General features: G+C 42.4%; 12 protein-coding genes and 1 riboswitch. Of the genes, 10 read left to right on the top strand and 2 right to left on the bottom strand.

Annotated features, from left to right (window positions below; translation table 11 throughout):
* The first annotated feature begins 11 nt into the window (after positions 1 to 11).
* From LJE72_RS06045 to LJE72_RS06030, 4 genes are all read left to right on the top strand, one after another.
* Positions 12 to 347 (top strand): phage holin family protein, encoded by a 336-nt coding sequence (locus tag LJE72_RS06045; RefSeq protein WP_229246725.1) that lies wholly within the window; start codon positions 12 to 14, stop codon positions 345 to 347.
* A 559-nt stretch (positions 348 to 906) separates the two neighbouring features.
* Positions 907 to 1,917 carry a class I SAM-dependent methyltransferase gene (locus tag LJE72_RS06040; RefSeq protein WP_229246724.1) on the top strand — a complete coding sequence of 337 codons (1,011 nt, stop codon included), beginning with the start codon at positions 907 to 909 and terminating at the stop codon, positions 1,915 to 1,917.
* Positions 1,918 to 1,982: 65 nt separating this feature from the next.
* Complete coding sequence (locus LJE72_RS06035) at positions 1,983 to 2,858, top strand: ABC transporter ATP-binding protein (RefSeq protein ID WP_229246858.1); 876 nt, start codon at positions 1,983 to 1,985, stop codon at positions 2,856 to 2,858.
* A 54-nt stretch (positions 2,859 to 2,912) separates the two neighbouring features.
* A complete protein-coding gene (locus LJE72_RS06030) occupies positions 2,913 to 3,719 on the top strand; it encodes an ABC transporter permease subunit (RefSeq protein ID WP_229246723.1) in 807 nt (268 codons plus the stop codon).
* A 92-nt stretch (positions 3,720 to 3,811) separates the two neighbouring features.
* Here LJE72_RS06030 and LJE72_RS06025 read toward each other — a convergent pair whose 3' ends face one another.
* Positions 3,812 to 4,993, bottom strand: coding sequence for an MFS transporter (locus tag LJE72_RS06025; RefSeq protein ID WP_229246722.1), 1,182 nt, complete (start codon positions 4,991 to 4,993; stop codon positions 3,812 to 3,814).
* 449 nt (positions 4,994 to 5,442) lie between these two features.
* Here LJE72_RS06025 and LJE72_RS06020 point away from each other — a divergent pair, with 449 nt between their 5' ends.
* The 4 genes from LJE72_RS06020 to ilvN all read left to right on the top strand — a co-directional run bounded on the left by LJE72_RS06020 (position 5,443) and on the right by ilvN (position 9,609).
* Positions 5,443 to 5,826: a (deoxy)nucleoside triphosphate pyrophosphohydrolase gene (locus LJE72_RS06020; RefSeq protein ID WP_229246721.1), complete on the top strand. Its 384-nt coding sequence runs from the start codon at positions 5,443 to 5,445 to the stop codon at positions 5,824 to 5,826.
* 29 nt (positions 5,827 to 5,855) lie between these two features.
* The gene (locus tag LJE72_RS06015) at positions 5,856 to 7,031 is read left to right on the top strand and encodes a benzoate/H(+) symporter BenE family transporter (protein ID WP_229246720.1); all 1,176 of its coding nucleotides are present in this window, start codon (positions 5,856 to 5,858) and stop codon (positions 7,029 to 7,031) included.
* A gap of 383 nt (positions 7,032 to 7,414) precedes the next feature.
* Positions 7,415 to 9,115 (top strand): biosynthetic-type acetolactate synthase large subunit, encoded by a 1,701-nt coding sequence (gene ilvB / locus LJE72_RS06010; protein WP_229246857.1) that lies wholly within the window; start codon positions 7,415 to 7,417, stop codon positions 9,113 to 9,115.
* On the top strand, positions 9,112 to 9,609 hold the full coding sequence (gene ilvN, locus LJE72_RS06005) for an acetolactate synthase small subunit (protein WP_073030902.1): 498 nt from the start codon (positions 9,112 to 9,114) through the stop codon (positions 9,607 to 9,609). The genes ilvB and ilvN overlap by 4 nt, the downstream gene beginning before the upstream one ends.
* Positions 9,610 to 9,831: 222 nt before the next feature.
* On the opposite strand, the gene LJE72_RS06000 is transcribed toward ilvN, so the two are convergent.
* The gene (locus LJE72_RS06000) at positions 9,832 to 12,081 is read right to left on the bottom strand and encodes a cell wall-binding repeat-containing protein (RefSeq protein WP_248286240.1); all 2,250 of its coding nucleotides are present in this window, start codon (positions 12,079 to 12,081) and stop codon (positions 9,832 to 9,834) included.
* A 232-nt stretch (positions 12,082 to 12,313) separates the two neighbouring features.
* A riboswitch (cobalamin riboswitch) is annotated at positions 12,314 to 12,488 on the top strand.
* A gap of 285 nt (positions 12,489 to 12,773) precedes the next feature.
* Between LJE72_RS06000 and LJE72_RS05995 the strand changes: the two genes are divergently transcribed.
* Positions 12,774 to 14,150 (top strand): UbiD family decarboxylase, encoded by a 1,377-nt coding sequence (locus tag LJE72_RS05995; RefSeq protein ID WP_229246718.1) that lies wholly within the window; start codon positions 12,774 to 12,776, stop codon positions 14,148 to 14,150.
* A 111-nt stretch (positions 14,151 to 14,261) separates the two neighbouring features.
* On the top strand, positions 14,262 to 16,364 hold the full coding sequence (locus LJE72_RS05990) for a hydantoinase/oxoprolinase family protein (RefSeq protein ID WP_229246717.1): 2,103 nt from the start codon (positions 14,262 to 14,264) through the stop codon (positions 16,362 to 16,364).
* Position 16,365: the final 1 nt, after the last annotated feature.

Below are 16,365 nucleotides of genomic sequence, written 5' to 3'. Positions count from 1 at the left end.
GAGGGAAGAGATTGAAACGACAAATCTATCGTCTTCTGGTCAATGCACTTGTGTTTTTTGTTGCAGCCCGGTTTTTGCCTATAGAAGCGTCAACCCTACTCCATTTTATCGGAGCGGGAATGGTCCTGGGTCTTGTCAATTTAATTATTCGTCCATTGCTGATTATATTGACTATTCCGCTTAATCTATTAACCTTAGGAGTTTTCACACTTGTGATTAATACTTGGATGATCATGCTTACCAGTGCGCTATTCCCAGGATTTGCAGTGCATGGGTTTGGAGTCGCCTTTCTTGTGTCAATTATGGTATCCTTAGCTAACTGGGGTTTAATAAAGATAACACGTTAAAAGTCCCAATAGTCTCACAAGAATTAGAAGTAATTACAAAACATAATATGAGCTGGAGAATAAATTGATAACAACAATTGTTCTCCAGTTTTTCATTTAGATTATTAAAGTTGAGTTAAAGACTTAGGGAGCGTAATTGTTGTCACGTTAGGCTAATAGTTCCATTACTATATAAGTAGCCTAAAGAAACGGGGAGTTTCAGTATGTTTGGAGTTAGACCCTTCTATAAGCTTGCTTGAACAAGTTAAATCGATTAGTCAAAAATTTATTTGGAAGAAGTTGTTGATTGGAAATATATGGTTGTTTTTTTCGGAGAGGCTAGAGAGACAGACACTACTGTTAAGTAATAAACATAAAGTGAAGTATAGATAGGTTGCAAAGCAGGCAACTTAAGCGCACCACTGATCAAACAAGAATAAGCTTTAAGGCACAAATGATAAAGTGACTTTGTCAGTCAGAATACGATTTTTAGAAGTATATTAGAACTTTACTAGCGCTGGCGCCTGAAGGACTGGCGCTAGCCGAATTTTCTATCAAATATTTTAGATGAGGTGGACTCATGCAAATAGGAATGTTGGCGCTTCTCGGAAAAACAGTTTCGCTTATGGAAAATTTAGGTTTTCTATGGCTTGTTCATACTGGGTATGAACTTAATCTTTGGGAACGCCTTCTGAAAGAAGAGACTAAAGAAAATATACTGGCAGATAACGAAAATTGGGACGCTCTTTTACTGGATCATTGGCTGGAACAGGCTAAGAGTCAAGAACTCATAGTTTTAACTAATGGAAGATACCAACTGAGTAAAACAGGCAGAGCCATTCATGATTACCGTGACTATGGCCTAGAAGCGATGTATAAAGAGTTTGCCCTTCATTGGGGGCCTTGTTTCGCGCAATTGCCTGATTTAATTAAGAGCAAAATTCCTAGGGGACAGATGGATAGTGAAATGGAAAATGAGCTTATCTCTAGAGCCTCTAAATCTTCAGAACTGTTTGTCTGGCCGGTGCTTAAGGGGAAATGTGAAAAGGATTGTTGGCATAAGGTTTTAGATGCAGGCTGCGGGGAAGCAGTGTTGCTACAAAGATTGGCCGAAGAATTTCCGAGATTAAGAGGAGTAGGTCTTGAGATTAATTCCTCCGTAGCTAATCGGGCTGGAGTTGCAACGGAATCTTATCAAGGGCGAATTCGAATCGAGTCGATGGATGTTTTGGAATTCAAAGATACTCCGGGAACGTATGATTGTTGTCTGCTTAACAACAATATCTACTATTTCAACGGTGAAAAACGCAGGGAGCTTTTAAATTCGCTAATGAAACTATTAAGACCAGGCGGACAAATCGGAATTTTAACAGCTCTGCGCGGAGGAGCTCCAGCTTTTCAAATATTCAAAACCCATATTCCGCAAAATTTAATGAGTTTTTTTCTGGCCTGTCATGAGGGTTTTGAGGGATTACCTTTGGAAGAAGAGATGCTAGATCTCTTAGAACAAACTGGTTTTAGTCAGATTGAAGTGATTCCGTTACCTTTTAAAGTCTCTCATTATTTCTTTGCCAGAAAGCCGTTGGAGTGAAAACAACTCAGTATCTTGAAATTGAAGTTCTTAAAGAAGAGGTTTTACTAAGGAAGAGTGAAGAAATGATTGAGGTTAAAGAACTGAACAAATTGTATTCTGAAGGACGAGGAGTAAGGAATCTTAATTTTCAAGTCGATGCTGGAAAAGCGTTTGGGTTTCTTGGACCGAATGGGGCAGGGAAGACAACGACCATTCGTCTTCTAATGGGATTTTTAAAGCCGGATTCAGGAAGAGTAACCATAAATGAAATTGATTGCTGGAAAGAAAAAGCAGAAGTTAAGAAGATCGTCAGCTACCTGCCGGGTGAACTTCATTTTATGGAGAGCTTAACAGCCCTTGACTTCTTAGATCTAATTGCCAGAATGCATGGCAATAAACGGCAAATAAAGAGGAATCGAGATTATTTAGCAAGTGCCCTGGAATTGGATCTAAAAATTCTCATTCGGAAGATGTCTAAGGGGATGAAGCAGAAGTTAGGGATAATTGCGGCCTTAATGTTAGATAAGAAAGTTCTTGTTTTTGACGAACCGACTTCCGGATTAGACCCTTTAATGCAAAAAGTATTTATTGATTTAATCCTGGGGGAAAAGAAAAGAGGAAAGACTTTGTTTATGTCTTCCCACCAATTTGTGGAGATTGATCGCACATGTGAACACGTTGGAATAATTCGTGAGGGAGAACTTTTAACCATTCAGAGTATCTCTCAGCTTAGAGATGCAGAGCATCAAACCTTTGAAATTGAAGTCGAGAATGAAGAAGAATTAGAGTTTCTTAAACAAAGGCAACTAAATTTAGCCAATATTCAGGAGAAATCCTGTATGATCCGTATTACGGGTGAAATGGATAAACTATGGCTGGCTCTGACTCAGGTTCATGTAATAAGCTTTAGGCAACGTTCTTTGGAATTAGAAGAGGCCTTTATGGATTTTTATCGGTAGTTCTCGCGTTTTTTATAACGAGAAACTAAAGTTACAACTTAAGGTGGGGTGACTATGAATAGAGCATTGTTTCGGGCAATGTTTAAACAACACCGCAAGAAAATAGCTGCGATTTCCACAGGGATTTTTCTCTACGAGGGACTTCTAACCTGGGTTTACCCTGTAGTTGCTAGGAATCCGGCGGTAGCACAGGTGGCAGAGTCTATTCCATCCGCTGTAAAGACGGTGTTCGGAGTTCCTGAAAATGCACGCACGGATACATTTGAAGCCTTTATCTCGGGCCAGTTTTTTTCAAGGATCTGGGTTATGCTCATGGCTTTTCATGGAATTCAAACTGCAAATGCCCTGTTAGCCAAAATGATCGACGATTGCTCTTTGGCACTTTTTCTATCTACACCAGTATCACGTGGCGAGATTTTATCAACTCAGGCTGGAGTGTTGGTTAGCTCAGGCGCTGTTTTAGTTGCTGTCACCATCGGGGGACTCTTTTTCGGTACCTCTCGTTTTGGAATTCCAATCAACCATGGAAATTATATTCTCTTAGGAATCTTAGGGCTTGCTTTGTTCACGCTGATTGAACTCTATAGTCTCTTCTTCTCGGCATGGCTAGTTGAAGAAGAACGTGCTGTAACTTATGCAGCGGGTTTAACCCTGTTATTTTACAGTCTGGATATCGCAGGCGGACTCAGTGATAAATACTCTTGGCTAAGAAACCTCTCTCTTTTCCGGTGGTTTCAGCCCCAATCTATATTAGAAGGAACTACAAACCCAACAGGGCCGATTATTGGGCTAAATGTTTGTTCAGCAGTCCTTTGGTATTACGCAAAAAAGGTATTTGAGAGACAGGATCTTGCAATTTAGTTTATCCTCGTGAAAATACTCCCCTTAAGAAGTTTTTTATAATCTTGTATCCTTAAGGGGATCATATATAGGGGAAGGTTCTTATTTCTTGGTTATAAGGGCAATTTTTTTCGAAGTAAGGCGTAGTACATAACTAGTGCAAACAGTACAAAAATCGCAGAGCTGCCATACATGTATACGTAGCTCGTTTTTTGTGCTAAGAAGCCGAGAGAGACAGCACCTAACCCAATACCCAAGTCCATTGCTACAGCAAATGTTGCATTTGCGGCACCTCTACGTTGGGGGGGGGATAAGGATATAACCAAGGCGTTTAAAATTGGCTGTACCGTTCCAAAGCCAAGGCCGTAAAAAACAGCTACCAGTAGAAACATCGGCAAGGAAGATGCCTTAACTAACAAAAGTAAAGCGATACCTATCAATAATATTCCAGGAACCAGAAATTTACGAACACCATACCGATCTGCCAGTTTTCCGATGAGTGGGCGGCTGAATAATAAGACCAAGGCGTAGACAGTAAAGAAGATGCCGATGTTCTTTACTCCGCGGGAGTCTGCATATAAAGGCAAAAAGGTTATTATTCCACCGTAGGTAAGGGTGATAAAGAACAAAACTAAGGCTGGAGGCAAGGCGGTTTTCTCTAAGATTACACCTTTTACAACGGGTGATTTATTTTCTGACTGAGTTTTTATTCGGGGTAATTCATAATTAATAAAAAAGGAACCTACTAATCCTAGGCCGGCCAAAATCGCTGAGCTTGTGAATAAAACGGAGTAATTGCTGTACTTGATTAAGTATAGTCCTAAAGCCGGCCCGAGGGACATGGCGATTGTGGCAGCAATTCCGTAATAACCCATTCCTTCAGCTCGCCTGGAAGCCGGTATAACATCTGATGCCATTGTTCCAGTGGCGGTAGTGGAGGCACCCCATCCAATGCCGTGAACTACTCTTAGTGCAAGTAAACTAATAATAGTAAAGGCAAGGTTGTAGGCAAGTACGGAAATTAGGAAAATACTAACCCCAATGATAAGAATCATTCTTCGACCCTTTCGGTCAAGCAAATTTCCAAACCATGGGCGTACTAAGACTGCGGAAAGCGTAAAGATTCCAACGATTGTTCCTGCTATTGTTTCGTTACCCCCAAGGGTTTGAGCATATAAAGGGAGGGTTGGCAACAGCATATACATTGACAGAAACATTAGAAATGACACAGATAGAATTAGAAAGAAAGTTTTATCCCATATACGATCATTTGCCAGGGAATTAGCTCTAGGCATCGGGCCCCCTCCTCATGGTTATTATTCCGGAAATAACTTAACAATTGGCACAACTATAATGGTTTTACTGACAAAATAAATATACTATTAAAAAGTTGCCATGACAACTATTATTTACTGGAATAAAGTTTTACTCGATGGGAGAATTGAATCCGATCCTAAGACTCCCTCTTATTCAAGTGGGAGTGGGTCCTCGTGCTCTGCTTCGGAGGGGGTAGAGTCCGCCACGGAAGACTCGATGTTCAGCCCTAGCCGGACGAGTTCCCTTAGGAAAACAATAATACATGCAATAAATGTAAAGATTAGTGCGATTGATGCAGGATTTTTGTATTTCATGATGAAAATACAAATGGAGGTCTGGTCAGATAGTATAATTAATCTGTTACTGGTCAAGTTCCTTGAGGATTAGATGACAATCGTCAGACATTAGAAAGGTTGAGACAACGATCATGAGAGAAGTAACAGCAGCAATTATCGTGGAGAACGATCAGGTCCTGATTGCTCAACGGGCAGATAATGATAAATTAGCAGGCAAATGGGAGTTCCCGGGTGGTAAAATTGAACCTGGTGAGAGTCTGCAAGAATGCTTGAAACGTGAGATTAACGAAGAATTAGACGTTGAGATAGACGTTTTGAATTTCTTTGGTGAGAGTATTTATACGTATCAAACTGGAGGCATCAAACTAATGGCTTTTTGGTGTAAGTGGATTTCTGGAAACTTCACGCTGAAAGTGCACAGCCAAATCGCTTGGGCTCATTCGTATGAATTAGACTTATATGAGTTTGCTCCTGCGGATATTCCCCTAGTGGAGAAATTAAAAAAATCCTTATGATTGTCGAAAAAACAATAGGAGATTAATACATGAGAACTTTAGGAGATTTGAATTATAAAAATTTTGTTGCAGGAATTGCATCCGGTCTCTTAGCCATAACTGGTCCACCAGTCATTATTCTAGAAGCCGCATCTAAGGGTAACTTTACAATGAACCAGACTATTCTTTGGATGTTTTCTGTCTATGTCTTCGGTGGGCTTTATAGTATTCTGATCCCCCTGTATTATCGTATGCCGATTGTTGGTGCCCACTCTATTACTGGGGTTGCCTTTCTAGCAACCGTAACAACCCAATTTACATATCATCAGCTTATCGGTTCCTATATTTTTGCAGGGCTGTTGATGCTAATGATTGGCTATTTGGGTGTTTTTTCGAAACTGCTCGAATATGTCCCCAAACAAATCATTTCTGTGATGCTGGCGGGAATGATTACAAAGTACATGGTAACTTTCGCAACTTCTATCCACCAACTCCCACTGGTTGGCGGAGTATCTCTTGTAGCATTCCTTATCTTTAGCAAATGGAATAAGCGGATTCCGCCAATGGTTGCAGCTATTTTTACAGGATTTACCTTGTTGCTTATAACACAGCCGTTGAATAGTAGTGCTTTGGCATCATCATTTATTTTTCCCACGCCTCAATATCCGATTTTTGAACCCTTAAGCTTCCTTTCCGTTTCGATCCCCCTTGCTCTGCTTATTTTGAGTAATGATGCGGCGGTTGGGATTGGGGCCTTAGAACAGAATGATTATCGCCCTCCCATAAATCGTATTATAGCTTTAAGTGGTATTTTTTCGATTATTACCAGTTTCTTTGGAGGACAATCGGCTAATGTAGCCGGAATGATGACAGCGATTTGTTCGGATGAAGAGGCAGGTCCGCAGAAGAAACGTTATATGGGAGCGGTCGTCTCAGGGATTATCATCCTTTTGTTCGGACTATTTGCCTGGAAGCTGGTCCCTTGGATTCAGGCCTTGCCTTCAGCGTTTGTTTCTATACTTGTGGGTTTCGCCCTAATTGGTGTATTTGGAAACAGCTTATCCGTAGGTTTATCCAAACCAACGATGAAATTGAGTGCTGCATTTACTTTTGTCATTGCCGTATCTAATATTACGATCTTTAATATTAGTGCCCCGGTATGGGCGTTGGTTATGGGCACCTTCATCGCACGCTATGTTGAAACAGATCTAGGAATAGATAAATAATCAAAGGGTTGTAGTTGTATAAACATTTACGTGCCTCAAATATTTAAATTAAAAAATTATGAATATCATAACAATGGTCGTGTCGCAGTCCTCTCTATAGTGCAACTTTTTATGCTATAATTGGGAATAGGTGCAGTTGCCAAGTAGCACTCTAAGGCGTTTGTTCCTCTTGAAAATGGAATGTAGTTTTGTGTTTACATTCAACTGATGTTAAGTGAACTCATTCAACTAAAGTTGAACATCGAGACTTCGGGTGGGAGACCACTCCAACTTGCAGAATTGGGAGTCTCACGATTGGATGAAAGGATAGTTTGGTCAAATCGTTCAAAGGTGACGATTATTTGATAGATTTGTTATGGGAAAAGAAAGTGAGGGTTACTGATTTGAGAATGACAGGAGCAGAGGCAATTATAGAATCCCTAAAAAATGAAAACGTTGATGTAGTGTTCGGCTATCCCGGCGGGGCAGTGCTGACGCTTTATGATGCTTTGTACCAAGCCGACTTTAGGCATATACTCACTAAACATGAGCAAGGATCGGTCCATGCGGCTGACGGCTATGCAAGGGCTACCGGTAAAGTCGGGGTTGTTATCGCAACCTCCGGACCGGGGGCAACAAATCTCATAACAGGAATTGCCACAGCCTACATGGATTCTATTCCTTTAGTGGCTATTACGGGTCAAGTTTCAGTTCCTCTGATTGGTAGAGATTCCTTTCAAGAAGCAGATATTCGGGGGATCACAACCCCTATTACTAAGCACAATTATTTGGTAAAGAAGGTTGAGGATTTACCGGGGGCACTTAAAGAAGCCTTTCATATTGCGCGAACAGGAAGACCGGGGCCGGTGGTTGTTGATATTGCTAAAGATGTCTTTGCAGCTTCTTTTGATTACCAATATCCCAATGAGGTTAAGTTGCGTGGCTATCGCCCTATGTGTGAAGGCGATTCTGGAATGATCGATAAGGTCTTTGCTGAAATGAAGTTAGCACGGAAGCCTCTGATTTTTGTTGGTGGCGGGGTCAATCTATCTGATTCATCGGAGGAGTTAAAAGCTTTAATCGAACAGAGCGGGTTTCCGGTTATTTCCACATTGATGGGTTTAGGATGTGTACCCAATGAACACCCTCAATTTTTAGGCATGGTTGGAATGCATGGAACTTATGCAGCGAATATGGCTACAACGGAATGTGATTTGCTTATTGGAATTGGGGTTCGTTTTGATGACAGAGTGACTGGGCTCCTTAGTGAGTTTGCTGCGAAAGCTAAAATTATCCATTTTGACATCGATCCAGCCGAAATCAATAAAAATGTTTTAGCACACTTGCGCGTCGTCGGGGATATGAGATGGTCAATTCCTGCCCTGTCTCAACAAGTTAAGAATGTCTCTGCCGACCTAACAGAACAAGTTCGACCTTGGCTGGAGAAAGTGCGTAACTGGCATCAAGAAAAGCCTTTGACCTACGAACAAGGCTCAGATGTTGTTATGCCGCAAGCAGTGGTCGAAAAGGTTAGTCAGTTGACTCAAGGTGATGCTGTAATTGTTACGGACGTAGGCCAACACCAGATGTGGGTTGCGCAATTCTACGGCTTTAAAAATCCCCGCTCATTGCTCACGTCAGGCGGGCTTGGGACAATGGGCTATGGTCTGCCGGCTGCTTTAGGTGCACAATGTAGTTTGCCGGATAGACCAGTTATCCTCTTCGTCGGTGATGGTGGAATCATGATGAATTGTCAGGAGTTAGCAGCTGTTGCAGAGTATAATTTCCCGGTTAAAGTCCTTATCTTTAATAATCAGTGTTTAGGAATGGTTGCTCAATGGCAGAGAATGTTTTACGGTGGACGCTATTCGCATACGAGTTTGAAAGGGTCAACGACTGATTTCGTTAAATTGGCCGAAGCGATGGGTGTAGCTGGTCTGAGAGTGACTAAGCCTGAGGAGCTGGAAAAAGTTCTGGAACAAGCGTTGGCGATTCCTGGTCCGGTAGTCGTGGACATTCGGATCCCGGAAGTGTTAGATGTATTGCCTATGGTTCCGGCAGGTGCATGTCTAGATCAGATGATGATGGGAGGAACAGAGGAATGAAGCATACACTTGCTGTATTAGTAGAAAATAAACCGGGAGTTTTAACTCATATTTCCGGACTTATTAGCCGAAGAGCATTTAATATTGAAAGTATCGCGGCTGGTTACACTGAAGAACCCGATACCACCAGGATTACGATTGTGGTTGAGGGGAATGAAATCGAACAGGAACAAGTAGTTAATCAGTTGTCAAAATTAATAGATGTCATAAAAATCAGTGACCTTACAGCAGTAGAGTCTATTCAACGAGAATTGGCCTTGATTAAGGTCAAGGCAAGTGCTGCGACACGTTCAGATATCATTAATATAGTGGAGATTTTTCGAGCAAGTATCGTTGATGTTAACAGGGAAACGATGGTTATCGAACTTTCAGGGGATGAAACAAAGATTGATGCCCTCTGTCAAGTCTTAGAAGATGATCATGGCATTATTGAAATAGTCCGCACTGGTAAGATTGCTCTTTCGCGAGGGCCTGTCCCGGCAAAAGATCAGTAAGTAATGCGGTGCATTGAAGCAGAAGATCAATGGAGTAAACCCAAGCTAATGTTCATAAGAATAGCGTCTACTCATGAAGAATAAAAAGAACGTGGTGTTACGCAGGTTGATGCGAGACACCACGTTCTTTTTATAAGGTTATATACGAAATCGAGAAGCTCTCGCCACCGAAGCCTCGAGGCAGGAAGTCTGGTTGAAAGAGTCTATAAATTATTTAGAAGCTTAAGCTTCAGGCAGGGGGTTTTTATAATAGTTATAGATACCAATAAAGATGGCGCCGGCAACATTTTTTTGGAAGGTCGGATTTTGTAATCTTGCTTCTTCATAGGGATTGGATATGAAGGCTGTTTCAAGCAAGATTGAAGGCATAGTCGTATTGCGCAAAACATAGAAACCTGATTGTTTCGGTCCGCGGTTGTTTGTTTTGATAGTGTCGATAACAGCAGATTGAATGCTAACTGCAAGATGTTGACTCTCATAGTGCCTTGGATTATCTTCAGAATAATAAGTTGAAGTGCCTTGAACATTTGTGTTAAGACTCGCATCATTATGAATGCTTATAAACAAGTCTGCCTTCGATTGATTGGCTAAATTTACTCGACCTTGGAGGTCCTCAACTTCTGAGTAGGTAGTGTTTGTACAGAGAGAGACATCCCTGTCTCGGGTGAAGATAACGGTTGCTCCAGCCTGTTTTAAGGTATCGTTTAAGGCCATGGCTATAGCTAAGGTGTTGTTTTTTTCGTAAGTTGGAGTTGGGCCGCTTGCTCCCTTATCCGGTCCGCCGTGTCCGGGATCTATCATAATCGTTTTACCCGATAATGCTTGAGCAGGGATTCCCTCAAAAGGATTGATGAGAACTTCCTTTGAAGGATCATAGGTTGTCACTGGGGGAGGATTATCAGCAGGAGGGGTGATGTCATCGTCCCCCTGTGAGGGATCAGTTGGTTGTTTGATTTCTGAGGGGAGAGAAGGGAAGGCTTTAAGATTTTCCGTATAGTTTGATGAAACTTTTCCTTCGATAATAGTTTGAGCGTAAGAGCTAATTATACCTGTTCCACCTAAAATGTAAACTTGACCATTGACACTTAAATCTATGGGTGCAGCAGGCGTAGTAGGTGTAGTAGGTGTAGGTTTTTCGGCATTTGTCAGTGAAAGTGTTACATAATCAGCAGAAATCCATCCTGTTTTCGATTGATAGGTTGTTTTGTACCATTGACCTTGTTGATCAATAATCTCAACGGATGTATCTTTTGGTATGGTAACAAGCATGCTTCCGCTGGAAGAGGGCGTGTCTCTTAGGTTTAAGCCTCCTGAGGCGCTGATGACTCCCATTTTCGATGTTACGGTTAGATAATCAGCAGAAACCCAACCTGTTTTCGATTGATAAGTCGTTTTATACCATTGGTCTTGCTTTTCGATTAGGTCGATAGTCGCCGCTGCCGGAATGGTGATAAGCACGTTCCCCGTGGAGGAGGGAGTCTCTCTGAGGTTTAAGCCCCCGGAAGCAGTGACTTTTCCTTGATTTAGAGAACTATTAGTACCATTGCTTGAGTTTGAGTCCTGGGTTGGGGGTTCAACTTTCATATGTTCGCGCATGATGCTATAAACCGCGGATGGAATATCGTCTTTTTCTGTAAGTAAAAGGGGTGCATTAGACTTTGAAGCAAGAACGGTTCCGGCTACAGCGTCTGGAAATGTGATGCCAGATGCTAAGAAAAGGTCATTGGACTGGTAGGTATCTTTCATAAACGAAACGACTTTGGCGTTTGTCTCGTAACGATCGTAGCCCCCTAAACGGGTTTCAATGGTAAAGTTATTCTCGGTTAATTCTTTAGTAGGAACAACGACTTCGCCTCCGATAACAAACAAGTGCTTTGGTGCAGTTTCTTGATAGTATTGAATGACAGAAGCAGGAAGAGTGGTTGATGTAAGGATGATAGGGATTTGCTTTATACCAGCAAAAGTTGCTGCTGATAAAGCATCAGGGAAATTATCGCCATTGGCAAGAATCATAGAATCACTATATAATTGTTTGGCAAGAAGAACCGACGTTTCATAACGATCTATTCCCCCAATTCGATCCCATCGCAGTGACAGACCTTCAAGTTCTTTTTCAATTGCAGGCTGTAGACAAGCAGTACCTCCCAGAAGAATAACTTTATCCGGCGATAATCGCTGCAGTTCTTTGACTACGCGTGGGTCAATCGAGTCTCCTTTAGTAAGTAAGATGGGTGCATTTAAGTTTACGGCAAAAGGGGTCGCTGCGATAGAATCTGGATAGTCGTTGTATTCACATAAAATAACCGTTAGAGCTGAGTCCCATCCTTTTTGAGATATTTTAAGAGCAGTTTCAACTCTGTCTTGTCCGGCAATACGTTCAGTTGAGAAAGCCAAGGGGCTTGCTTGGGTTATAAAAGGCGTGCATAAGGCAAATGCAAGCGAAGTTATGACAGATAAAATGAGCTTTTTCAGAAGGTCCACCCTTTCTTTTATGAAGTTATGTAGATTATACCATAAAAATCAGCAGAATTTGATGAATTTAGCTTTGGTTCATCATAAATAGGACTAAAGGCCTTGTGAATTTTATGGGACGTTAGAAACACAAACATCGACATGGAATATAACAAAAATTTTGTTAATTAGCAGGAAATAAAGATTAGACGTCGAAATGGTTATAAATGTTATAACCTGATAATTAATCGGGTTGGTAAAAACGATTACAGGTGCCCAATAGGGAGAATAGGGAATCAGGTTTTAACCTGAGCGGACCCACCACTGTAAGAAGGGAGTTCCGTACATTGGCCACTGGTTTCGGCTGGGAAGGCGTACGGTAATGATGATCTTTGAGCCAGAAGACCTGCCTGTAATTAAGATGAGCCTGTTTTGACCAGGCTTTGGTGGACGATGGCAAAGCCCCCAGTCTATATGACTGTGGGCTTTTTCTATCGTCTTTTTTCTTTATTACGCTTTCTTTATAAGGGGTTGCAAAGATTAGAACTAATTTTTTGAACTATGTTTCGGAGGTGTTATCGATTCAGAAGACAGATCCTCAGATGTCCGATAAGCTTGCATTATTTACTGAAGCTTGTTGATGGATTGCGAAAAAGTGGATTAACTCAATAGGGCCGTGAAATTAAGGGACAATTATTTTTTAGGAGGCGTAAATGTTGGAGCAAGATTTGAGGTCGTTTATTGAACGAGTCAAGCAGCAAAACCCCTTGGAGGTTGTTCATGTCAAAGAAGAGATTGACCCAATGTATGAAATTAGCACCTTGATTATGGAATTAGAGAAGGCCCGACGTTATCCGTTAACGATTTTCGAAAATGTTAAAGGGCATGAAATTTCGGTTGTGACAAATGTTCTAGCTCCTCGCGAGCGTTTGGCTTTAGCGATGGGTGTTCATCCTAACGATCTGGCTGCTGAATTTTCCAAACGAATTAATCAGCGGATTGAACCAGTGGAGGTGGATGAAGCTCCGTTTCGAGAGAATGCTTTTGTAGGCTCAGAGGTTGATTTGTATAAACTTCCTATCTTGACGCACTTTCCTATTGATGCCGGACCCTACATTACTGCGGGATTGGTCATTGCCAAAGATCCCTTGACAGGTGCAGATACTGCAGGTTATCACCGGATGCAGCTTAAAGGGAAAGATAAGTTGGGGATTAGTCTCCACTCTCGCCAACGCTTATGGGAGTATTTTCGCCGCTCAGAAGAACTGGGAAAATCGCTGGAAGCGACTATTGTCCTGGGTATTCATCCGAATATTTCTATGGGGTCGATGGCCTTAATTCCCTACGATCTGGGTAAATTCGCAGCCATGGGGGGGTTATTCGGGGCTCCTCTGGAGGTTGCTCGCTGTAAGACCGTGGATCTAATGGTTCCGGCCTATGCTGAGGTGGTCATAGAAGGGGAAATTGTAGCAGGAGAACGAGAATCCGAAGGTCCCTTTGCAGAGTTCACTAATTATGCATGTTATCGCAGTACAGAAAACGTGTTTAAAGTTAAGGGGATTCAATATCGTACAAAGCCCCTGTTTCAGGACATTACACCCGGTATGAGTTCGGAACATATTACGATTGTGGGAGTGCAACGTGAGGGAGATGTACTAAATGCTTTGAACAGAACCCTTCCAAATGTTAAGAGCGTTCATGCGCCAATCTCTGCCTGTGGATTATTTCACTGTTATATTTCTATGAAGAAGATTGCAGAGGGGCAGGCTCAGCAAGCTATCTTTACTGCTTTTTCAGTGGACCATAATCTTAAAATGGTGGTCGTGGTGGATGAAGACGTAGACGTCTTCGATGAACGACAGGTTCTATGGGCCATGGCAACCCGACTTCAAGCAGACAGGGGCGTGACCATCATTCCTCAGCATATGGGTATGGGATGCACGCTTGATCCCTCAAGTGATAACTTAAGTCGCACTGCTAAGATGGGGATTGATGCAACTAAGCCACTTGAAGGGTTTGCACCTACAGTAGAAATGTCGGCTGAAGTGCAACAGAAAATCCGTCGTTTCATGGGGGCTTTCGGGCTATAGAGAAGGTGTAAAGATGAATTAGGTCCTTTCCCAGAACAATCATTTCTGAGAGGGATATTGACAATTTTACTCTAATAATAAGCTTTAAGTTATTGAAAGAAGAGGGATACCATGTTCGAAATTTCAGTTGACGTAGGCGGAACCTTTGCAGATTTTATTGTTCGGGATCGACAAGGAGCGACTTTTACTGCGAAGGTTCCTTCAAGTCATGAAAATCCTCTGGAGCCAATTATACGGGGCTTGACTGAGTTGGCGAAGAGGTTTGACTTATCTCTAGAAGAATTCCTTGAGCTAACGGATAAATTCATTCATGGAACCACGGTTGGGATTAACGCCTTGCTTCAGGGGCAGGGAGCTAAAACTGCTCTAATAACGACGGAGGGGTTTCGAGATGCTTTAGAATTGCGGCGTTCTCGTTTGGCAGAGCAATGGGATTTTCGCGTTGCTCTGTCTCCGGTTCTAGTTCCCCGTCATCTGCGTATTGGCTTGCGGGAACGAATGGATTACCTGGGGATGTCGATTAAGGCAGCAGATAGAGCACAAATAAAGGAAATTGCCGGGTTTTTGCGTCAAGAAGGAGTAGAATCTGTGGCAGTTTGTTTGCTCTTTGCTTGTCGTAATCCTGAACATGAATTAATGTTTAAAGAGGATTTGCAAGCGTTTTCACCTGAAGTTTTCGTTACCCTTTCATCCGAACTCTCTTCTCAACTGGGAGAATACGAACGGACCACGACGACGGTGTTAAATGCACGTTTAAGTCCTGTCTTGAGTAACTATTTACAAGATCTAAGGTCTCATTTGCGTGATAAGGGTCTTCAAGTACCCATTTTAATTGCCCAAAATAATGGTGGTCTAACTGATCTGTTACAAGCTAGTAAGCGAGCCGTGCACACTCTTTTTTCCGGTCCGGCCGGAGGAGTAAAGGGAGGGTGGGCTCTGGCCCGTGAACAGGAATTTTCTGAATTAGTGGTGGGAGATATGGGAGGGACCAGTTTTGATGTTTCCTTAATCAGGCAAGGTAAAATGGAGGTGACTCCTCAGGCGGAGATCGCTGGATATCCTGTCCAACTTCCAATGTTAGATATCCATACTGTTGGGGCAGGCGGGGGAAGTATTGCTTGGTTGGACAAAGGAGGAATGCTTCGGGTTGGTCCCCATTCGGCAGGTGCTAATCCCGGGCCTGCTTGTTACGGACTAGGTGGTCAAGAGCCGACGATTACGGATGCAGCGTTGATCATGGGGTTACTGGATGGTTCGGATTTTTTAGGCGGACGTATGTCATTGGATAAAGAATTAGCCTGTGAGGCGGTTGAAAAGAAGGTTGCTCACCCTTTAGGTTTATCTGTTTCAGAAGCAGCCTATGCTATTTATCAAGTTGCACTTTCTTTAATGTCGGATGCTGTGTACTTGATGACTGTTAAAAAGGGGTATGACCCTCGTTCCTTTGTTTTAGCGGCTGTTGGTGGTGCGTTACCTCTATTTGCGACTGCCTTAGCTGAGAGAGTTGGGATACAACAAGTTGTGGTTCCGGAACTGGCGCCTGTTTTTTGTGCTCAAGGATTGCATCACGCTCGTTTTCAGCTTGAAGTCTTGCGCAGCCTCTATGAAGTGTTAGGCGAAGTGCCCATCCTAAGCTGGAACCAAGGCATACTAGAGTTGCAATCTCAGGCGGATCAAGAGCTGTCTCGGTTAGGGGTGAGTGCAGATCAACGCGACTATGTTTGGTCGGCTGACTTAAAGTACTCCGATCAACATCATGAAATTAACGTTGCCATCCTGGGCGATGCAACTGATCAAGAAGTTTGGCAACAGTTAGATAAGGGGTTTCATGAAGCTCACCAGAGGCTATATGGTTACAGTCAGCCTGAGAAGTCTCTGATGCTGGTTAATCTTCGGTTGCTGGCTCAGGAGAAGGAGAGATCACTTCAGAGCAGATTAAGTCTAAGGGCTGGTTGGGGCAACACTAAAGATCTTCAAATATATGAAAAGAGTACAACCTTATCAAAAACAAATGAAGTACACTCAGTCTATTTGCAGGGAGCTTTTCAGGATGTTAAGATTTTTCGTTGGCAAGATTTAGGGATGGGAATGCGTTTGCAGGGTCCCGCTATAATAATAAAAGAGTATACAACGATTTTAATAGACGAAAATTGGCAGGCTGAACTTGATCAGGTGAGAAATTTAATTATTGAGATAGGAAAGGATGGACGTTAAC

Origin of the sequence: Desulfosporosinus shakirovi (assembly GCF_020595055.1) — a bacterium.
In the GTDB taxonomy this organism is placed as follows: domain Bacteria; phylum Bacillota; class Desulfitobacteriia; order Desulfitobacteriales; family Desulfitobacteriaceae; genus Desulfosporosinus; species Desulfosporosinus shakirovi.
Note: the sequence above shows the minus strand (reverse complement) of the source record. Positions and strands in the feature narration are given on the sequence as shown.